This window comes from Halorubrum sp. SD690R, assembly GCF_005435035.1.
Taxonomy (GTDB): Archaea; Halobacteriota; Halobacteria; order Halobacteriales; family Haloferacaceae; genus Halorubrum; species Halorubrum ezzemoulense.
In genome coordinates, this window is record NZ_SGTV01000026.1 from 1 (window position 1) to 18,697 (window position 18,697).

Genomic DNA, 18,697 nt, shown 5'->3' on the forward strand with positions numbered 1-18,697 from the left:
GGGCGGGCGTTGGGGGGCTCTCCGCGGCGGCGTACCTCGCGGCCGCCGGCGCGGAAGTGACGGTGTACGAGCGCGCCGAGCGCGTCGGCGGGGTCGCCGGTCGGATCGAACTCGACGGGTTCCGGTTCGACACCGGGCCGTCGTGGTACCTCCTTCCGGACCTGTTCGACCGGTTCTTCGACGACTTCGGTCGGTCGACCGAGGAGTTCTACGACTTGACGCGGCTCGACCCCCACTACCGCGTCTTCTGGGACGACGGCGACAGCGCCGACGTGCCCGCCGATCCCGACGCGGCCGCCGAGCTGTTCGAGTCGTACGAGGCGGGCGCTGGCGAGGCGTTCCGCGAGTACCTCGCCGACGCCGAGCGAGCGTACGACGCGGGGATGGACCGGTTCGTGCTCCCCGGACGATCGCGGTTCCGGGACTACCTCTCGCTGGACGTCCTCGCCGGGGGACGGGAGCTCGACCTCCTCTCCACGCTCGACGAGACGGTGCGGTCGTACGTTGATCACCCGAAGCTCAGGCAGCTGTTGGAGTACACGCTCGTCTTCCTCGGCGGGTCGCCGCACAACACGCCGGCGCTGTACCAGCTGATGAGCCACGTCGACTACGGGCTCGGCGTCTACTACCCCATGGGCGGGATGTACGAGGTGATCGAGGCGGTCGAGACGGTGGCGCGCGACGCCGGCGCGGACGTTCACACGGGCGTCGAGGTGACGGCGCTGGAGCCGATAGACGGCGGCGTCGAAGTCGAGCTCGGCGGCGACCGCTACGTCCACGATCGGGTCGTCTGTAATGCGCCGCCGGCGCACGTCGAGCGCGAGCTGCTCCCCGACGGCGCCGTCTCGCGGGTCGGCGACTACTGGGACCGGCGGACGTACGGGCCCGCGGCGCACCTGCTGTACCTCGGCGTCGAGGGGGAGCTGCCGGAGCTGGAACACCACACGCTCGCGCTGCCGACGGACTGGGACCCGCACTTCGCGGCGATATTCGACGACCCCGCGTGGCCGACTGGGGAGACGGACCCGGTCGTGTACGTGAACGTGCCCTCGCGCACCGACCCGTCGGTCGCGCCCGACGGCCACGAGGCGGTCGTGACGCTCGTGCCGCTCGCGCCCGGGCTCGACGACACCCCCGAGCGACGGACGGCGCTCAGGGAGCGCGTCCTCGACGCCGTGGCGTCGCGGGCCGGCGCCGACCTCCGCGGCCGGATCGTCGCCGAGGAGTCCGCGTGCGTCTCCGAGTTCGCCGAGCGGTTCGACCAGCCCGGCGGGAGCGCGCTCGGACTCGCGCACACGATGCGACAGACCGGCCCGCTCCGCCCCGGGCCGCGCGTCCGCGGGACCGACCGGCTCTACTACGTCGGCGGGAGCAGCAACCCGGGGATCGGGGTGCCGATGTGCCTGCTCGGCGGCGAACACTGCGCGGCCGCCGTCGAGGCGGACGTCGGCGCTGGCCCGCTGGACCGACTCCCGCTGGTCGGTCGATGACCGCGAGGGACGAAACGATCGTCTGGTATTTAACCGATAAATAAGAATATTTCGAATAATACGAGTCGGTTCCGGAATCTGTTAGAAAAACCTTACCAGTCAGGTTGGTACATTTAATAAATACGCCACGTGATACACACCGTCGCATGATCGAAACAGCAGCGGCCGACATACTCGCAGGCGGAATGGTCCCGCTCGAAATGACCCAAACGCAGATCTTCGAGGCCGTTCAGAGCGACACGCTCCTCGCTTCGTCGCTCTGGATCAACATCGCCCTCGCGGGCCTCTCGATCCTCCTCTTCGTGTACATGGGCCGGAACGTGGAGGACCCGCGCGCGCAACTGATCTTCGTGGCCACGCTGATGGTCCCGCTGGTCTCTATCTCCAGTTACACCGGCCTCGTCTCCGGGCTCACGGTGAGCTTCCTCGAAATGCCGGCCGGCCACGCATTGGCCGGGCAGGAGGTTCTCACCCCGTGGGGCCGGTACCTCACGTGGGCGCTGTCGACGCCGATGATCCTCATCGCGCTCGGCCTGCTGGCCGGGTCGAACACCACGAAGCTGTTCACGGCCGTCGTGGCCGACATCGGGATGTGCGTCACCGGCCTCGCGGCCGCGCTGACGACGTCTTCGTACCTGCTCCGCTGGGTGTGGTACGCGATCAGCTGCGCGTTCTTCGTCGTCGTCCTCTACATCCTGCTCGCCGAGTGGGCCGAGGACGCCGAGATCGCCGGGACGGCGGACATCTTCAACACGCTGAAGGTGCTCACCGTGGTCCTCTGGCTCGGCTACCCGATCTTCTGGGCGCTCGGCGCCGAGGGGTTGGCGGTGCTTGACGTCGCGATCACCTCGTGGGCGTACAGCGGGATGGACATCGTCGCGAAGTACCTCTTCGCGTTCCTCCTGCTCCGGTGGGTCGTCAACAACGAGCGGACGGTCGCCGACGTGGCGTCCGGCCTCGGCTCGGGCTCGCGCGGCGGTGCGGCGCCCGCCGACGACTGAAGCCGGTCGCGTTCTCGCGGATCTTTTTTCGGTCGCTCGCCCGCCAGCGGTCGGCGTGACGACCGAGAGCAAAGCGCTAAACCCGCGGCGGCGGTGAATCGGGACATGAAACAGGCGATCGTCGCGCGGACGGACATCGGGATGGGCGAGGGGAAGCTCGCCGCGCAGGTCGCGCACGCGTCGCTGTCGGCGTATCAGGACGCGAGCGAGCGGGCGCGGAAGAAGTGGCAGGGCGAGGGACAGAAGAAGGTCGTCCTCAAGGGCGACTCCGAGAGCCGGCTGTTCGAGCTGGCCGACAAGGCGGACAGGGAGGGGCTCCCGTACGCGATCGTCCGCGACGCCGGGCACACGCAGTTAGAGCCCGGCACCGTCACCGCGCTCGCGGTCGGGCCGGCCCGCGACGACAGCGTCGACCGCGTGACCGGCGACCTCTCGCTGTACTGAATGGCCCCCGAACGCACCCTCCGCGAGGCGCACCCGACCGAGCGCGCCGTCGGGATCGCGTACTACGTCAGCGACGCCGACGGGATCGGCGGCCGGCTCCGCGAGTCGCCGGAGGACTTTCGGGTCCGAGAGCTGGAGGCGTTCGACGCGGAGCCGCTCGGCGCCGAAGCGGGGAGCTACCCCGAACTCGTCGTCCGGGCGACGCTCCGCGACTGGGACACGAACGACTTCGCGCGCCGGCTCTCGGACGCCCTCGGGATCAGCCGCGAGCGCGTCTCGTGGGCGGGGACGAAGGACAAGCGCGCCGTCACCACGCAGCTGTTCACGGTCCGCGGGGTCGACGCGGACGCGCTCCCCGAGATCCGCGGCGCCGATGTCGAGGCGCTCGGCCGGGCGGGGCGGAGCCTCTCGTTCGGCGACCTCGCCGGCAACGCCTTCGAGATCCGCGTCGCGGACGCGGTCGGGGAGGCACCCGAGCGTGTCGCGGACGCGGTACAAGACCTCCGGGCGTTCGCGGGCAGCGCGGACGGGCCGAACGACTCCTCGACCGGTGAGCGGGCGTTTCCGATCGAGGCGACCGTCGGCGTCCCGAACTACTTCGGCCAGCAGCGTTTCGGCAGCCGGCGACCGATCACCCACGTCGTCGGGCTCGCGATCGCCCGCGAGGACCCCCGTGAGGCGGTCCGGCTGTACGCGGGTAACCCGGCCGAGACGGAGCCGGACGACACCCGCGCCGCGCGCGACCGTGTGAACGCGGCCTTCGGCGTGAGCGACGGTTCCGGAGCCGACGACGGCTTCGGGGCCGACGGCAGTCCCGGCGACGACGGTCGCGCCGCCGACGGCACGGGCGACGGCGACTGGGCCGCGTGCCTCGACGCGATCCCCGGAAAGCTCCGGTTCGAGCGGTCGATGGTCCACCGGCTCGCCGACCGCGGCGTCGACCCCGCCGCGCCGCCCGACGACGAGGACTGGTGGCACGCGCTGGAGGCCGTTCCCTCGAACCTCCAGCGGCTGTTCGTCAACGCCGCGCAGTCGTTCCTCTTCAACCGGATCGTCAGCGAGCGGCTGCGCCGCGGCCTCCCCTTCGACCACCCCGTCGCCGGCGACGTGGTCTGTTTCGCCGACGGCGACGCGCCCGGGGAGCTGTACGCGCCCGACGCGGACCGGCTCCAGCGGGTCGACGCCGACCGCGTCGACGTGGTCGCCAGGCACTGCGAGCGCGGGCGGGCGTTCGTCACCGCGCCGCTGGTGGGCACCGAGACGGAGCTCGGCGACGGCGAGCCCGGCGAGATCGAACGCGAGGTGCTCGCGGACGCCGGCATCGAGCCGGGGGACTTCGACCTCCCCGGCGAGTTCGACTCCGCGGGCACCCGGCGGGCGATCCTCCTTCGGACCGACCTCGACGCGTCGTTCGCGGACGGCGACCCCCGGTTCGCGTTCGCGCTGCCGAGCGGGTCGTACGCGACCGTGCTGCTCCGCGAGTTCACGAAGCGCGGCCCGCTAGCCCTCTGATCGATCCGCATTTGTGTATTTTCGTAAACCTCGCGGCGGCGGAAACCACCACGATACTGCGACACGTTCCGAGCCGTTTTTGTGCGGCTGTCGTCAATCGAGGCCATGACCCGAATCGTCGTCATCGACCTCCACGGCCAGTTCACGCACCTCGAACGGCGGGCGCTCCGCGACCTCGGCGTCGACACCGAGATCGTCTCGGCCGACGCGCCGGCCGACGAGGTCGACGCTGACGGGGTCGTCCTCTCGGGCGGGCCCGACATGGACCGCGTCGGGAACGCGCCGGACTACCTCGACCGCGACCTCCCCGTCCTCGGGATCTGCCTCGGAATGCAGCTGATCGCCAGCGAACTCGACGGCGCGGTCGGCGAGGGCGACTACGGCGGCTACGCCGACGTGGACGTGGAGATCGTCGACGACGAGGACCCGCTCGTCGGCTCGCTCGCGCCGGAGACGCGCGTCTGGGCCTCCCACGCCGACGAGGTGACCGAGCTGCCCGACGGGTTCGGTCGCACCGCCACCTCCGACGTCTGCGGCATCGAGGCCATGGCCGACCCGGACGCGGGGCTGTACGGCGTCCAGTGGCACCCGGAGGTCGCGCACACGGAGGGCGGCGAGGAGGTCTTCGAGAACTTCGTCGCGATCTGCGAGTCGGCCTGACGGCGTCGCGCGGACCCGAGGCCCGCCGGTAGCGGCGGTGAAAGAACGGAAGGAGACGGCGAGCGCCTACTCGTCGAACAGCTCGTCGACAGCCTCGCCCGCGGTCTCGACCGCCTCCTGCGCGACCGCCTCTCTGTCTGGCTCGGCGTCCGCGGGCGCGTTGAGGTAGACGTCGACGTCGAGGACCCCGTCCTCGAAGGTGACGGTGACGTCGAGATCCGTGACAGCCGACTGGTCGTAGTGTTTGAAAACGATCCCCTCGGCCGCCTCGGCGGCGGTGCGAACGACCTCATCGTCGCTCGGGTCCGAGGCGGCGTCGGCGTCGTCGGCCACGGCCTTACGCGCCGCCGGCGCCCGGGCCGCCCGGTCCCATCGGGCCGCCGCCGCCGGCGCCGCCCTGGAGCATCTGCTGGAGCTCGCTCTGGAGGTCGTCGAACTGCTCCTCGACGCGCTCCTCCTGCTTCGTGAGCTGCTCGACGCGGACCTCGAGCGAGTCGACCTTGTCCTCGAGGTCGTCGTAGGCGGACTCGTAGTCCGTCTCGACGAGGACCTCGCCGATCTCGCGGTACATGCCCGCGTCCTCGTCGACGTCTTCGAGGGCGTCGAGGGCGGTCTTCGACTCGTTGAGCGCGGACTGCGCCTGCTCCTTCTGCTCGGCGACCTGCTGTGCGGTCTCCTGAAGCTCCTGCAGCTCCTCGATCTTCTCCTGTGCCTCGGGCGGCATGTTCCCTTGCATGGGCGGACCGAGGCGGCCCGGACAGAAAAACCCCTTACTTCTCCGACGAGGGACAATTCGCAGCGCAGCGGACTGAAAGGCCGCCGTATCGGCATCTCCGGTGATCCTCAATCGCGGCCGGTACCGACGCGTTCGGCGACGGCGATCAGTCGCGACCAGCTGTTGACGCCGGCGCGCAGCGCCACGAGGTCGTCGGCGAGCACGCGGACCCGGACCGCGTCGCCCTCGCGGTCGACCGTCGCGGCCGAGCGGGCGTCGTCGATCTCGCCGATCTCGGGGCCGAGCGCGTCGGCCACGACCCGTGCGCGCCGCTCGGAGGGGTAGGTGAACGAGAGGACCGTCTCATGTGCGCGCGTCACGGTCCGAGAGGGAGACGAAAGCGTCGGATTACTCGACGTTCACTTCCTTCACGTCGCCGCCGCGCTCCTTCAGGAGGACGCGGTGGCCGCAGTACGGGCAGCGCACGCCGCCGTACTCGTCGAGGGTGACGTCGCGCTTACAGCGGGAGCACTTGTAGCTCATCGTCCTATTCCTCGTCGGCGAGCGCGGCGCGGATGGAGCGGCGGACGGTGCGACCGCCGGGCGTCTCGGGGCGGTACGCGCCGCCCGTGAACGTCTCGCCGGTCTCCTCGTTGACCCAGATGCCGGTACCCACGCGCTTGACGTCGTCGCCGTCGACGGTCGCGTTGCGCATCTCCTCTTCGATGTCCTGGACCCGCTTGCGGGCGACCCGGCCGTAGCGAGCGCCGAATCGGCCCGCGCTGCCGGTGCTTCGAGCCTTGTCCTCAGCCATAGTAGCCACTCCTACCGCCAGCGCAGGTAAAAAGGCTGCGAGTCGCGGCGGTTGGAAAGTCACGCGCGACGAGAGAAGGCAACCGGATGTGACGGCGGCGCGTGCCTGCGAGCGGCCGGAGCGAAGCGGCGGCCGCGAGGGGCACGCGCGAGGGAGTCAGTCGCCCGAAGCGAAGCGAGGGCGAGTGACGAGGCTGGGGAGGTGTGAGGCACGGGGCGGCGCTGTGCGGGGTGGGACTCGAAGGGGCAGCCGTGAGGGCGCCGTAGGCGATGTAAGCACCGGAACGAGGGAGCGAACGAAGTGAGCGACCGAGTGAGGAGCACAGCGAGCGTACGGCGCCCTCACGGCTGGGGCTTTGGCGGTGGGAACCGGCGATCTGTAGCTGACCGAGCAGAGTTGAGCGGCTTGAGCTTCGGCTGTGTTCGACTCCGGAGTACCGATATGAATGGAACACACACCCGCGTATCGACCGCAACACATTTCACAACCAAGTAATACTACCAAGTTGTATGGACGGATTCAACGGCTTCGCGGACGTGAGCGAGACCGACGTGACGAAGGCGATCGGGAACGAGTGGACCGACGGATTCCTCGATTTCACCGACTCCGAGGTCATCGTCCTCGGCGGCGGCCCCTCCGGACTGATGGCCGCGAAGGAGCTGGCCGAGCGCGGCGTGAAGGTGATGATCGTCGAGAAGAACAACTACCTCGGCGGCGGCTTCTGGCTCGGCGGGTTCCTGATGAACACCGTGACGGTCCGGGACCCCGCCCAGGAGATCCTCGACGACCTCGACGTGGAGTACGAACCGGTCGAGGACGTGGACGGGCTCTACACCGCCGCGGGGCCGGAGGCCTGCTCCGGGCTGATCAAGGCGGCCTGCGACGCCGGCGCGCGCGTCCAGAACATGACCGAGTTCACCGACCTCGTCGTCCGGGACGACCACGAGGTCGGGGGGATCGTGATGAACTGGACGCCGGTCCACGCGCTCCCGCGCGAGATCACCTGCGTCGATCCGATCGCGGTCGAGTCCGACCTCGTCATCGACGCGACCGGCCACGACGCGGTCGCGATCAGCAAGCTCGACGAGCGCGGCGTCCTCTCGGCGCCCGGGATCGAGCACGCGAAGCAGCACAACACCGGCATGGACCAGACGGGCGACGGCGAGTACGGCGCGCCCGGCCACGACTCGCCCGGCCACGACTCGATGTGGGTCGGCGAGAGCGAGGACGCGGTCGTCGAGCACACCGGCGTCGTCCACGACGGCCTGATCGCCTCCGGGATGGCGGTCGCGACCGCCCACGGCCTCCCGCGGATGGGCCCGACGTTCGGCGCGATGCTCGTCTCCGGCAAGCGCGCCGCGCAGTCCGCGCTCGACGAGCTCGGCGTCGACGCGCCCGAGGTGTCGCTGTCGACCGGTAGCGCGCCCGCGCCCGCCGACGACTGAAAATCCGTCACCGCTGACGCTGCGGCGACCGACCCTCCACCGTTCCGATCGCTCGGCGATACGTACTCGACTGCGGAGCGACCGCGAGCGCCGGCAGAGCCCCGGTCGCGGGCTCCGTGTCCGGGACCCGCGAGGGACCGTTCTTCACGAACGTTCACTCGGGAGCGACTCAACCGGGTGCCTTTTTCAGCCGCTACGCCGAACCCGGCGGTATGCGAAACGCCAAGATTGTCTGTACGATCGGTCCCGCCTCGGACGACCGGGACACGATCCGCGGCCTCGCCGACGCGGGGATGTCCGTCGTCCGACTCAACGCCAGCCACGGGACGACCGACCACCGGGAGACGGTGATCGAGCGCGCCCGCGCCGTCGACGACGAGATCGACGACCCGCTCGCGGTGATGGTCGACCTGAAGGGGCCGGAGGTCCGCACCGCCGAGATCGACGACCCGATCGCGCTCGCCGAGGGCTCGGAAGTGAGCTTCCTCGAAGGCGACGACGCGACGCCCGAGCGCGTCGGGCTCACCCACTCGATCGGGGCCGCCGAGCCGGGCGACACGATCCTCCTCGACGACGGCCGGATCGAGTGCCGCGTCGAGCGCGTCGACGGCGAGTCCGTGGTCGCGACGGTCGTCTCGGGCGGCAAGCTCGGCTCCCGGAAGGGCGTGAACCTGCCGGGCGTCGCCATCGACGTGGACCTGATCACCCCGGAAGACGAGGCCGAACTCGACCTCGCGGCCCGGACGAACGCCGACTTCGTGGCGGCCTCGTTCGTGCGCGACGCGGACGACGTGTACCGGATCGCCGACGAGCTGGAGGCGCGCGGCGGCGACGACATCCCGATCGTCGCGAAGATCGAACGCGCCGGGGCGGTCGAGAACCTGGAGGGGATCGTCGACGCCGCCGACGGCGTGATGGTCGCCCGCGGCGACCTCGGCGTCGAGTGCCCGCTTGAGGACGTGCCCGTGATCCAGAAGCGGATCATCCGGACCTGCGTCAACGAGGGCGTCCCCGTCATCACCGCGACGGAGATGCTCGACTCGATGGTCTCCTCGCGGCGGCCGACCCGCGCGGAGGCCTCCGACGTGGCGAACGCCGTCCTCGACGGCACCGACGCCGTGATGCTCTCCGGCGAGACCGCGGTCGGCGAGGACCCGATCAACGTCGTCGACACGATGGACCGGATCGTCCGGCAGGTCGAGTCTAGCGACGAGTACGCCGAGACGCGCGAGCAGCGCGTCCCGACCGCCGAGGAGGGCTCCCGGACGGAGGCGCTGGCGCGGTCGGCGCGCTACCTCGCGCGCGACATCGGCGCCTCCACGGTGGTCGCGGTCTCCGAGTCGGGCTTCACGGCGCGAAAGACCGCGATGTTCCGCCCGGGCGTCCCGGTCGTCGCGACGACGCCGAACGACCGGGTCCGCCGACAGCTCGCCCCCTCGTGGGGAGTCCGACCGGTGTTGACCGAGTACGCCAACGACATGGAGTCGATCCTCGACAACGCGGTCGACGCCGCGCTCGACCGCGGCGGCGCGGCGTCCGGCGACACCCTCGTGGTCCTCTCCGGGATGCTCACCGAGCTGGAGGGGACGAACACGACGAACACCCTGAAGGTCCACGTCGCCGCGGAGACGCTCGTGACCGGGAAAGGGGCCGTGGCCGGCCGCGTGGCCGCCCCGGTCCACCGGACCGAGGACGGCGACCTCGACGCGCTCCCCGAGGACTCCGTGGTCGCGCTGGGGCCCGAGTTCAACGGGGAGTTCGGCGGCGACCTCGACCGGATCGCCGGCATCGTCGACGCCCGCGAGGGGATGACCGGCTACCCCGCCGTCGTCGCCCGCGAGCTGGGCGTCCCGATGGTCTCCGGCGCCGCCCTCCCCGAGTCGGTCGCCGACGGGACCACGGTGACCGTCGACGGCGAGCGCGGCGTCGTCTACGACGGCGACGTGCTCCGCGCGGCCCGCGAGCGGTAAGTACCGGCGACGCCCGCGACGCGACCGCCGCGCTCGGTCCGGGACCGACGCGCCCGCCAGCCATTTATTACGGAGTCGCGTACGAGGTCGTATGAGCGACGAATCCGGCGACGGTGCCCGCGACGGAGACTCGGCCGTCGAGGCCGGCGACGACGCCGTCACCGGCGATCGGAGCCGAGCCAACGACGCGGGCGAGAAGGGCCCGGACGGCGGGACCGAGTGGCGCTTCTCGGTCGACGACGTGGGGCCGGACGGGGTCACCGAGGACACCGCCACCCCGGCGGACGAACCGATCGAGCCGGGCGACATCACCCTCGAACACGCGGCGTTCGTCGTCCTCGGCGTCGCCCTCACCGTCGGCACCTTAGTGGTCGGACTCTGAGTCGGACGCCGCGGGGAGACCGGACAAGGAGCGTCGAGAGCGTCCGAGCGACGAGCGGCGAGACGGCCCGAGGGGAGAGCGTCAACGGCTCGTCGGACGCCGCGCGACCGCGCGCACCACCACTTATCAGGCCGCGGCCGTAGGACCGAACATGAACGCGCTGGCACAGTCCGGACTCCTCTCGCCGGACACCCTCCCCCTCCTGCTGTTGACCGCGGGGCTGCTGCTCTCGATGGCGGAGGCGCTCGCGCCGGGGGCGAACTTCATCGTCGTCGGCATCGCGCTCATCGGTGCCGGGCTCGGCGGGCTGGCGCTGACCTCGCTCGGCGTCGCCGGCGCCCTCCTCACCCTGTTCATGGCGCTGCTGACGCTCGTGTTCGGTGCGGCCGCCTTCTACGCCTACCACGAGTTCGACTTCTACGGCGGGAAGGGGCAACAGCAGACCAGCGACAGCGACTCCCTGAAGGGGAAGACCGGAACCGTCACGGAGCGCGTGACGCCCACGGGCGGCGAGGTGAAACTCGCCGGCGGCGGGTTCAACCCACACTACTCCGCCCGGTCGATGGAGGGGACGATAGACGAGGGCGAGGAGGTGATGGTGGTCGACCCCGGCGGGGGGAACGTCGTCACCGTGGAGTCGATGGGGTACGTCGAGGACGACATCGACCGCGAGCTGGCGGCCGACCGCGCGCGGAAGGCCGCGGCGAGCGAGGCCGAGCGGGAGGCGGACGCGGCCGAAGAGGGCGCCGACCCGGAGGCCGAACTCGAACGGGAGTGACGCGGTCGGCGGCGGCGCGTTCGACCGAAAAAGCACTTGTGTGTCGCCCCGGATCGCTTGGGCGTGCCCTCCCCGCTCGCCGTCCTCACGAGTCCGATCGGTAGCGTCCTCGACCGCGTCCGCGACGCGGTCGACTCTCCCCGCGCCGGGACCGTCGCGGTCGCGATGCTGGTCGTCGTCACGATCGGCACCAGCGTCGGGATCATCGCGCTCGGGGCGGTCTTCGACGCGACGGTCGACCAGCAGATCACGGTCGACAACCCGGATCGCCCCTCGGAGTCGACCTGCGAGACCTTCGGCGACGACCCCGACTCCGCGTTCGCAGAGGAGTGTGACGAGCCGAAGCAAATCGAGGTCGACGCGGGCGAGGAACTGAGCGACGCCGCGAACGGCTACATCCACTACGGGCTGCTCGGCGTCCCGATCTGGTGGGTCGCGTTCGCGCTCGCGCTCCACGTCGGGGCGCTCGTCGCGGGCGGCTCCGGCTCCGTCGGCGACTCCTTCGTGATCGCCGGGTGGGCGATCGGGGCTGAACTGCTCCGGCTCGGCGCCGGGATCGTCGCGATCTGGTACACGCTCTCGAACGCGGCGCCCGCGGGGTCGTCGTTCGAGGCGCTCACGACGGACCTCGTCGCCGCGATCACGAGCGCGACGGGGCCGCTGCTGGTCGCGTCCGCGGTAGCGATCGCGATCCAGTGGGTCGTGGTCGTCGGCGGGCTGGCGGCCGTACACGACCTCGACCGCGGCCCCGCGGCGGGGGTGGCGACGTTCTTCGCCGCGATCGCCCTCCTGATCGCGGCGGTCTGAGCGCTCCCAGAGCGGTCGGCCCCGGGCGTCGGTTCGAGCGCTCGGAGCCGCCGATTCGGGAGTTTTTAAGCCGCCGGCGCTCCCCCTCTCGGTATGATCCTGTCCGACGCAGACATCCTCGACCGGCTCGCCGAGGGCGACCTCGCGATCGAGCCGCTCGACGACGTCGACCAGCAGGTCCAGCCCGCCAGCGTGGACCTGCGGCTCGGCGAGCGGTTCCTGGAGTTCCAGCGCACCAACATCCCCTGTATCCACCCGACAGACGCCGGCGAGGTGAGCGAGTACGTCACCGAGACGACCGTCGCCGAGGGCGACGAGTTCATCCTCCACCCCGGCGACTTCGTCCTCGGGACGACCGCCGAGCGGGTCAGGATTCCGGACGACCTCGTCGCGCACGTCGAGGGGCGCTCTTCGCTCGGGCGACTCGCCATCGTCGTCCACGCAACCGCTGGGCTGTGCGACCCCGGCTACGAGGGGCAGATTACCCTCGAACTCTCGAACCTCGGGACAGCCCCGGTCGCGCTCTCGCCCGGGATGCGCGTCTCGCAGCTCACCTTCACCGAGCTGAAGCGGCCCGCGGACCGGCCGTACGGCGCCGAGCGGGGCTCGAAGTACCAAGGACAGGACGGCCCGCAGGCGTCGCGGATCGGCGACGATCCGGAGTTCGTCAACGATAGCCGCACCGATGAAGCGGCCGGAGGTGACGGGCGATGAGGTTCATCGAGGAGGTCGTCGTCGACGAGTTCCTGCCGACCGTCCGCTCGATGCTCGCGGAGGACCTCCGCGACCGCGGGTTCACCCAGAGCGAGGTCGCCGACGCCCTCGGCATCTCGCAGTCGGCGGTCTCGAAGTACGCCGCCGGCGACGTGGCCAGGCACGAAGACATCGTCGCGGACGAGCGCGTGCGCGACCTCGTCGAGCGCGTCGGCGAGGGGCTCGCGAGCGGCGACCTCACGCCCGTGGCCGCGCTCGTCGAAATCGAGGTGCTGATCCGCCAGCTGGAGGAGGGCGACCTGCTCGCCGACCTCCACGAGGCGGCGATGCCGGGGCTCGCCGACGCCGACGTGGAGTTCTCGGTCCACGACCCGGACAGCGGGCTCCGCGAGCGCGAGCGCGTCCTCACCTCGGTCCGGCGCGGGCTCCGCACCCTGACGAACGCCTCCGGCTTCGCCGGGCTCATCCCGAACGTCGGCGCGAACGTCGCCGAGTGTACCGACGACGCCGCCACGGTCGACGACGTGGCCGCGGTCCCGGGCCGGCTCGTCGACGTGAAGGGCCGCGCGATGGTGCCCGGCGAGCCGGAGTTCGGCGTGAGCGAACACGTCGCGACGGTGCTGCTCGCGGCGCGCGAGGCCGGGTCCGGCGTCCGGGGCGCGGTGAACCTCCGGTACGACCCGGAGACGGTCGCGGCGCTCGGCGAGTCGCACCCGACCGTCGAGTTCGACGCCGAGCGCGAGACCCGCGAGGCGGTCGCCGACGCGGTCCGGGAGGCCGACCGTCCGGCGGGCGACGAAGCGGAGACGCTCGTGGCGTACCAGACCGGCGCGGTCGGCGTCGAGCCGATCGTGTACGTCCTCGCGCCGACCGCTGCCGAGGCGGCGCGGATCGTCCGCGGCCTGCTGTGACGCGGGGCAGGTCGTCCGCGACCGACCGTGACCCCGTCACGGGCGACGGGTTTTAGACCGGACCGTCCAAATTCACGGGCGTGACACGGACACGGCGGTCCGGGATGCGGACGCGCTCCTTCTAGCGGCGGGCGGACCCGTCGCGGCGGCGACGGCCGGTAGCGCGGCCGATGCCGGCGTGGCGGCGAATCCCGCCGCCCTTCCGCAGCGCCCGGACCGTCGACCCGGCCGCGGTGTGACCAGTTCCCGAGCCGGCCGCGACGGGCCAGAACCAGCGGGCTTTAGACCCGATCGACCGACATACGACATACACACACCACATGAGCCACGACGACTTCCCCACGGCCGACCCGGCGGTGGTGACCTGTGGGCTGCCGTACGCCAACGGCGACCTCCACATCGGTCACCTCCGCACCTACGTCGGCGGCGACGTGTACAGCCGCGCGCTCGAACGACTCGGGCAGGAGACCGCGTTCGTCTCCGGCTCCGACATGCACGGCACGCCGGTCGCGGTCAACGCCGAGCAGGAGGGCGTCTCCCCGGAGGCGTTCGCGCTCGACTGGCACGAGCGCTACGCGGAGACGTTCCCGAAGTTCAACGTCGAGTTCGACAACTACGGCCACACCCACGACGAGACGAACACGGCGGTGACTCAGGAGCTCGTCCGCGACCTCGACGAGGCGGGCCACCTCTACGAGAAGGAGATCATGGTCGCGTACGACCCCGTCGACGACCAGTACCTCCCGGACCGCTACGTCGAGGGGACCTGCCCCTACTGCGGCGCGCACGCCCGCGGCGACGAGTGCGACGAGGGGTGCCAGCGCCACCTCGAACCCGGCGAGGTCGAGGACCCCGAGTCGACGATCACCGGCAACCCGGCGGAGTACCGCGAGCGCACCCACCAGTTCTTCGCGGTCTCCGAGTTCGCCGACTACCTCTCCGACTTTCTCGACCGGCTGGAGGGCACCTCGAACGCCCGCAACCAGCCTCGCGAGTGGATCGAGCAGGGGCTCCAGGACTGGTGTATTACCCGCGACATGGACTGGGGGATCGACCTGCCCGGCGGGAACCCGCAGGACCTCGTCCTCTACGTCTGGGTCGACGCCCCGATCGAGTACATTTCCTCGACGAAGCAGTACTCCGAGCGCGTCGGCGCGGACGCGTTCGACTGGGAGGCGGCCTGGAAGGAGGGCGCCAGCGACGACCACCCCGAGGGCGGCGAGATCGTCCACGTGATCGGCCGCGACATCATCCAGCACCACACGATATTCTGGCCCGCGATGCTGGAGGCGACCGACCACGCGGAGCCGCGCGCGGTGATGGCGAGCGGGTTCGTCACCCTCGACGGGAAGGGGTTCTCGACCAGCCGCGACCGCGCGGTCTGGGCCGACGAGTACCTCGAAGAGGGGTTCCACCCGGACCCGCTGCGCTACTACCTCGCCACCAACGGCGGGTTCCAGCAGGACGTGGACTTCTCGTGGGAGAAGTTCGCCGAGCGCGTCAACACCGAGCTCGTGGGGACCGTCGGCAACTTCCTCTACCGCTCGCTGCTGTTCGCCCACCGCAACTTCGAGGGCGGCCCCGACGCCGACGCCCCGAGCGACGACGTGGCGGCGCGGATCGACGAGGCGGTCGACGACGTGGCCGCCGCGGTCAACGACTACTCCGTGCGGGCGCTGGGCGACGCGGTCACCGACCTCGCGCGGTACGGTAACGAGTACATCCAGCGCAACGAGCCGTGGAAGCTCGTCGACGAGGCCCCCGACGAGGCGGAGCAGGTCATCTACGACTGCGTCGCGCTCGCGAAGGCGATCGGGGTCCTCTTCGAGCCGCTGGGCCCCGAGAAGAGCGAACGACTCTGGGAGCAGCTCGGCGAGCCCGGCTCCGTCCACGAGACCACCGTCGAGGCGGCACGGGAGGGCCCGGCGGGCGACCTGAGCGAGCCGACCGAGCTGTTCGAACAGATCGAAGACGAGCGCGTCGAGGCGCTCAACGAGAAGCTCGAAGCGCGCGTCGCCGAGGCGAAAGCGGACGACGGCGACGAGGAGCGCGACGACGGCGCGGACGCGACCGACGACGACGGAACCGACGCGAACGCCGACGAAGCCGACGCCGACGACACCGACATGACCGACATCGAACCCCTCAGCGACGACCGCATCAGCTTCGACGACTTCCAGGAACTGGACATCCGCGTCGGGCGGATCGAGGACGCGGTCGGGATCGACGGCGCCGACGAGCTGCTGAAGCTCACCGTCGACCTCGGCGCGGAGACCCGGACGATCGTTGCGGGGCTCAAGCAGCTCCACGACGTCGGCGACCTGCCCGACACGAAGGTGATCGTGCTCGCGAACATGGAGAAGGCGGAGCTGTTCGGCGTCGAGTCCAACGGGATGGTCCTCGCGGCCGGCGAGGAGGCCGACCTCCTCACCACCTACGAGGGTGCCGGACCGGGCACGAAGGTGAAGTGAGGCGACGGACCGGCCGGCGCAGCGCCGCTCAGGCGTCGAGCACTTCTATCAGGTTCCCCTCGGGGTCCCTGACGAACAGGACGGTGGTCCCGCTCTCGGTGGGCCGAGGCGGGCTCAGCGTCTCCACGTCGTCCGCGAGGCCGTCGTAGAACGCCTCCACGTCGTCGACGGAGAGGCCGAGGTGCGTCGCCCCGGGACGGTTCAGCTCCGGCGGGTCGGGGCTCTCCTCGCCGACCGGCTCGTATTCGACGAGCTCGACTATCGAGCCGCCGGCGTCGAGGTGGGCGAACTCGGCCGACGCGTCCTCGACGGCGACCGCCTCGGCGAAGGCGTCGCCGCCGACCGCGAACTCGGCGACGAGGTCGAGGCCGAACGTCTCGGCGTAGAAGTCGACGGCGCGGTCCAAGTTGGCGACGGTGATCCCGACGTGGTGGGCGGTTGGGTCGGACACGGGTAGGCGCTCGGCCGGCGCCGGGGAAACCGTGTCGTCTCAGAGCCCGAACAGGCGAGCGACGAGGCCGGCGAGGACGACCAGCGCGCCGAGAACGAACGTCCCCGGGAGCGGGAGAACGAACAGGAGCGCGCCGACCAGTATTAAGAGCGTCGAGGTCCGCATCACCGTCGTTTCGGCGTCGCGACCGATATACCTTCGGACGAGCGACCCCCCGGGACCGAAACGACCATTCCGCCGCCGGCCGACCCTCCGGTATGTACGTGGTCGTCAACGCGGCCCAGAGCGTCGACGGGAAGCTCGCCACCCGCCGCCGGGAACAGCTCCGGATCTCCGGCCCGGAAGACTTCGACCGGGTCGACCGGGTCAGGGCGGCCGCGGACGCGGTGCTCGTGGGCGTCGGCACCGTCCTCGCGGACGATCCGCACCTCACCCTCGACGAGGAGGACCGTCGCGTGGGCCGGCTCCAGAACGGGCGACCGGGCGACCCCGCGCGCGTCGTGGTGGACTCGACCGGACGGACGCCGACGGACGCTCGGGTCCTCGACGACGCGGCGACGACGTATCTCCTCGTCTCTGCCGCGACCGACCGCGACCGTCGAGCGGCGCTCGCCGACGCCGGCGCGGAGGTGATCGTGGCCGGCGAGGAGCGCGTCGACGTCGCCGAGGGGTTCGAGAAGCTCGCGGACCGCGGTGTCGACCGGCTGATGGTCGAGGGGGGCGGCGAGGTGATCTTCTCGTGTTTCGAGGCCGGCCTCGTCGACGAACTCCACGTCTACGTCGGCTCGTTCGTGATCGGCGGCCGCGACGCGCCGACGTTGGCGGACGGGGCCGGGTTCACCGAGGAGTTCCCCGGCCTGACGCTCGCGGAGACGGAGCGGTTCGACGACGGGATCGTCCTCTCGTACGAGGTCGGCGGTGGCGGCGGCGAGTCGTGAGCAGGGGGACGCGGCCCGGGGCGTGTGAACGGTAACCACGAAATCGCGGAGTACACGCGCCGTGCCACCGGTGTACACGAAAATCACCGAAGTATTTATATGCCGTCCGCAGGTAGTTGCGGGTACCAGAACGCCTCTGGCGCTGGTGGAATCGCACGCTGAAATGAACGGGAGTTCCTGCAGACGGCCCGACGCACCACAGCGAGCGTCCGCTATCGCCGGAGCGGTGATGGAGAGATAACAAATGGTAACGAAAGAAGAAGTCATCGAGCAGTACGACGTGGAACCGATGGACGAGGCGGACAACGTGGACCTTTCTGAGGACGACTTGGACAACGGCTCCAAGGGGCAGCTTATCAAACGCGCCGGGCAGCTGCGAGACCGACGCAACGAGCTGAACCAGATGGCGTCCGAGCGCGCCTCCAAGCGCGACGACCTCAACGCGAAGACGCGAGAGAAGGTCGACGAGGCCCAGGAACACCGCGAACAGCGCGACGAGCTCAACGAGCAGGTCCAGGAGCACAAGGACAAGCGCAACGAGCTCAACGCCGAGGCCAACGAGCTGTTCGACGAGGTCGAGGAGCTCAAACAGGACCTCGAACTCGGCTCCGGTAAGTCCATCGAGGAGCTCGAAGAGGAGATCGAGGACCTCGAGTTCCGCCAGCAGACCGAAGTGCTCGACGCCGAAGACGAGCGCGAGCTCATCGAGAAGATCGACGACAAACGCGAGAAGCTCGCCGAGAAGAAAGAGAAGGTCGACGACACGAGCGAGCTCGACGACCTCGTCGAGGAGGCCGAGGAGGTCCGCTCCGAGGCGTCCCAGCACCACCAGAAGGTGACGGAGCTCGCGGACAAGGCCCAGGAACACCACAACCAGATGATCGAGGCCTACCGCGAGGCTGACGACATCCGCGACGAGGCCGACGAGATGCACGAGCTGTTCGTCGAGGCCCAGGAGGCGGCCGACCGCCACCACGAGGACTTCGTCCGCGTCCAGAAGCGCCTGCGCGAGCTCGACAAGAAGGAGGAAGAAGAGCGGGAGGACGAGCGCGCCGAGAAGCGCGAAGAGGAGAAGGAAGAGGCCGAGGAGATCTATCAGAAGTTCAAGGAGGGCGAGACGCTCGACACCGAGGACCTGATGAAGCTCCAGAAGACCGGCCTCCTGTAAGCCGGGCGACGCGACCTTTCTGCGGT

Annotated in this window: 22 protein-coding genes; 15 read left to right on the forward strand and 7 right to left on the reverse strand. The window is 70.4% G+C overall.

Annotation, left to right across the window (positions count from 1 at the left end):
- The 5 genes from EXE41_RS14095 to EXE41_RS14115 form a co-directional block, all read left to right on the forward strand.
- Positions 1-1,490: NAD(P)/FAD-dependent oxidoreductase (locus tag EXE41_RS14095; protein ID WP_137691345.1), on the forward strand; the 1,490-nt coding region annotated here is incomplete at its 5' end.
- A 200-nt stretch (positions 1,491-1,690) separates the two neighbouring features.
- On the forward strand, positions 1,691-2,491 hold the full coding sequence (locus EXE41_RS14100) for a bacteriorhodopsin (protein WP_086220664.1): 801 nt from the start codon (positions 1,691-1,693) through the stop codon (positions 2,489-2,491).
- 105 nt (positions 2,492-2,596) lie between these two features.
- Complete coding sequence (gene pth2 / locus EXE41_RS14105) at positions 2,597-2,935, forward strand: peptidyl-tRNA hydrolase Pth2 (protein WP_089307943.1); 339 nt, start codon at positions 2,597-2,599, stop codon at positions 2,933-2,935.
- Positions 2,936-4,447 (forward strand): tRNA pseudouridine(13) synthase TruD, encoded by a 1,512-nt coding sequence (gene truD, locus EXE41_RS14110; protein ID WP_137691346.1) that lies wholly within the window; start codon positions 2,936-2,938, stop codon positions 4,445-4,447.
- A gap of 105 nt (positions 4,448-4,552) precedes the next feature.
- Positions 4,553-5,107 (forward strand): GMP synthase subunit A, encoded by a 555-nt coding sequence (locus EXE41_RS14115; protein ID WP_137691347.1) that lies wholly within the window; start codon positions 4,553-4,555, stop codon positions 5,105-5,107.
- A gap of 66 nt (positions 5,108-5,173) precedes the next feature.
- On the opposite strand, the gene EXE41_RS14120 is transcribed toward EXE41_RS14115, so the two are convergent.
- The 5 genes from EXE41_RS14120 to EXE41_RS14140 all read right to left on the reverse strand — a co-directional run bounded on the left by EXE41_RS14120 (position 5,174) and on the right by EXE41_RS14140 (position 6,636).
- A complete protein-coding gene (locus tag EXE41_RS14120) occupies positions 5,174-5,440 on the reverse strand; it encodes a DUF3194 domain-containing protein (protein WP_049932451.1) in 267 nt (88 codons plus the stop codon).
- Positions 5,441-5,444: 4 nt separating this feature from the next.
- Positions 5,445-5,831: a prefoldin subunit beta gene (locus EXE41_RS14125; protein WP_008440520.1), complete on the reverse strand. Its 387-nt coding sequence runs from the start codon at positions 5,829-5,831 to the stop codon at positions 5,445-5,447.
- A 119-nt stretch (positions 5,832-5,950) separates the two neighbouring features.
- Positions 5,951-6,202 (reverse strand): KEOPS complex subunit Pcc1, encoded by a 252-nt coding sequence (locus EXE41_RS14130; RefSeq protein ID WP_086216939.1) that lies wholly within the window; start codon positions 6,200-6,202, stop codon positions 5,951-5,953.
- A gap of 28 nt (positions 6,203-6,230) precedes the next feature.
- Positions 6,231-6,365, reverse strand: coding sequence for a DNA-directed RNA polymerase subunit P (locus EXE41_RS14135; RefSeq protein ID WP_004049526.1), 135 nt, complete (start codon positions 6,363-6,365; stop codon positions 6,231-6,233).
- Between the two features lie 4 nt (positions 6,366-6,369).
- Complete coding sequence (locus EXE41_RS14140; protein ID WP_049932448.1) at positions 6,370-6,636, reverse strand: hypothetical protein; 267 nt, start codon at positions 6,634-6,636, stop codon at positions 6,370-6,372.
- Positions 6,637-7,145: 509 nt separating this feature from the next.
- Here EXE41_RS14140 and EXE41_RS14145 point away from each other — a divergent pair.
- The 8 genes from EXE41_RS14145 (at position 7,146) to metG (ending at position 16,114) form a co-directional block, all read left to right on the forward strand.
- Entirely contained in the window at positions 7,146-8,081 is a 936-nt protein-coding gene (locus tag EXE41_RS14145) for a sulfide-dependent adenosine diphosphate thiazole synthase (protein WP_086216196.1), read from the forward strand.
- Positions 8,082-8,293: 212 nt separating this feature from the next.
- Complete coding sequence (gene pyk / locus EXE41_RS14150) at positions 8,294-10,051, forward strand: pyruvate kinase (RefSeq protein ID WP_137691348.1); 1,758 nt, start codon at positions 8,294-8,296, stop codon at positions 10,049-10,051.
- A gap of 91 nt (positions 10,052-10,142) precedes the next feature.
- Positions 10,143-10,433, forward strand: a complete 291-nt coding sequence (locus EXE41_RS14155; protein WP_049932443.1) for a hypothetical protein — start codon at positions 10,143-10,145, stop codon at positions 10,431-10,433.
- Positions 10,434-10,584: 151 nt separating this feature from the next.
- On the forward strand, positions 10,585-11,211 hold the full coding sequence (locus tag EXE41_RS14160; RefSeq protein ID WP_086216198.1) for an NfeD family protein: 627 nt from the start codon (positions 10,585-10,587) through the stop codon (positions 11,209-11,211).
- Positions 11,212-11,274: 63 nt separating this feature from the next.
- Positions 11,275-12,018, forward strand: a complete 744-nt coding sequence (locus EXE41_RS14165; protein WP_137691349.1) for a YIP1 family protein — start codon at positions 11,275-11,277, stop codon at positions 12,016-12,018.
- A 93-nt stretch (positions 12,019-12,111) separates the two neighbouring features.
- On the forward strand, positions 12,112-12,732 hold the full coding sequence (gene dcd / locus EXE41_RS14170) for a dCTP deaminase (RefSeq protein WP_086220218.1): 621 nt from the start codon (positions 12,112-12,114) through the stop codon (positions 12,730-12,732).
- On the forward strand, positions 12,729-13,643 hold the full coding sequence (locus EXE41_RS14175) for a thiamine-phosphate synthase family protein (protein ID WP_086220217.1): 915 nt from the start codon (positions 12,729-12,731) through the stop codon (positions 13,641-13,643). The genes dcd and EXE41_RS14175 overlap by 4 nt, the downstream gene beginning before the upstream one ends.
- 320 nt (positions 13,644-13,963) lie before the next feature.
- Positions 13,964-16,114 (forward strand): methionine--tRNA ligase, encoded by a 2,151-nt coding sequence (metG, locus tag EXE41_RS14180; RefSeq protein ID WP_137691350.1) that lies wholly within the window; start codon positions 13,964-13,966, stop codon positions 16,112-16,114.
- 28 nt (positions 16,115-16,142) lie between these two features.
- Here the strand turns inward: metG and EXE41_RS14185 are convergent, their stop codons facing one another.
- Positions 16,143-16,565 (reverse strand): VOC family protein, encoded by a 423-nt coding sequence (locus EXE41_RS14185; RefSeq protein ID WP_049932432.1) that lies wholly within the window; start codon positions 16,563-16,565, stop codon positions 16,143-16,145.
- A gap of 39 nt (positions 16,566-16,604) precedes the next feature.
- Positions 16,605-16,730 (reverse strand): hypothetical protein, encoded by a 126-nt coding sequence (locus EXE41_RS19920; RefSeq protein WP_254921775.1) that lies wholly within the window; start codon positions 16,728-16,730, stop codon positions 16,605-16,607.
- Between the two features lie 92 nt (positions 16,731-16,822).
- Here EXE41_RS19920 and EXE41_RS14190 point away from each other — a divergent pair, with 92 nt between their 5' ends.
- Together EXE41_RS14190 and EXE41_RS14195 are read left to right on the forward strand one after the other, a co-directional pair.
- A complete protein-coding gene (locus EXE41_RS14190) occupies positions 16,823-17,503 on the forward strand; it encodes a 2,5-diamino-6-(ribosylamino)-4(3H)-pyrimidinone 5'-phosphate reductase (RefSeq protein ID WP_137691351.1) in 681 nt (226 codons plus the stop codon).
- Between the two features lie 244 nt (positions 17,504-17,747).
- Positions 17,748-18,671, forward strand: a complete 924-nt coding sequence (locus tag EXE41_RS14195) for a coiled-coil protein (protein ID WP_049932428.1) — start codon at positions 17,748-17,750, stop codon at positions 18,669-18,671.
- Positions 18,672-18,697 lie beyond the last annotated feature (26 nt).

Bases quoted from the DNA above. Each gene is read 5' to 3' on its own strand.
- EXE41_RS14100 (WP_086220664.1), top strand. From the start codon at position 1,691: ATGACCCAAACGCAGATCTTCGAGGCCGTTCAGAGCGACACGCTCCTC.
- pth2 (WP_089307943.1), top strand. From the start codon at position 2,597: ATGAAACAGGCGATCGTCGCGCGGACGGACATCGGGATGGGCGAGGGG.
- truD (WP_137691346.1), top strand. From the start codon at position 2,936: ATGGCCCCCGAACGCACCCTCCGCGAGGCGCACCCGACCGAGCGCGCC.
- EXE41_RS14115 (WP_137691347.1), top strand. From the start codon at position 4,553: ATGACCCGAATCGTCGTCATCGACCTCCACGGCCAGTTCACGCACCTC.
- EXE41_RS14125 (WP_008440520.1), bottom strand. From the start codon at position 5,831: ATGCCGCCCGAGGCACAGGAGAAGATCGAGGAGCTGCAGGAGCTTCAG.
- EXE41_RS14135 (WP_004049526.1), bottom strand. From the start codon at position 6,365: ATGAGCTACAAGTGCTCCCGCTGTAAGCGCGACGTCACCCTCGACGAG.
- EXE41_RS14140 (WP_049932448.1), bottom strand. From the start codon at position 6,636: ATGGCTGAGGACAAGGCTCGAAGCACCGGCAGCGCGGGCCGATTCGGC.
- EXE41_RS14145 (WP_086216196.1), top strand. From the start codon at position 7,146: ATGGACGGATTCAACGGCTTCGCGGACGTGAGCGAGACCGACGTGACG.
- pyk (WP_137691348.1), top strand. From the start codon at position 8,294: ATGCGAAACGCCAAGATTGTCTGTACGATCGGTCCCGCCTCGGACGAC.
- EXE41_RS14155 (WP_049932443.1), top strand. From the start codon at position 10,143: ATGAGCGACGAATCCGGCGACGGTGCCCGCGACGGAGACTCGGCCGTC.
- EXE41_RS14160 (WP_086216198.1), top strand. From the start codon at position 10,585: ATGAACGCGCTGGCACAGTCCGGACTCCTCTCGCCGGACACCCTCCCC.
- dcd (WP_086220218.1), top strand. From the start codon at position 12,112: ATGATCCTGTCCGACGCAGACATCCTCGACCGGCTCGCCGAGGGCGAC.
- EXE41_RS14175 (WP_086220217.1), top strand. From the start codon at position 12,729: ATGAGGTTCATCGAGGAGGTCGTCGTCGACGAGTTCCTGCCGACCGTC.
- metG (WP_137691350.1), top strand. From the start codon at position 13,964: ATGAGCCACGACGACTTCCCCACGGCCGACCCGGCGGTGGTGACCTGT.
- EXE41_RS19920 (WP_254921775.1), bottom strand. From the start codon at position 16,730: ATGCGGACCTCGACGCTCTTAATACTGGTCGGCGCGCTCCTGTTCGTT.
- EXE41_RS14190 (WP_137691351.1), top strand. From the start codon at position 16,823: ATGTACGTGGTCGTCAACGCGGCCCAGAGCGTCGACGGGAAGCTCGCC.
- EXE41_RS14195 (WP_049932428.1), top strand. From the start codon at position 17,748: ATGGTAACGAAAGAAGAAGTCATCGAGCAGTACGACGTGGAACCGATG.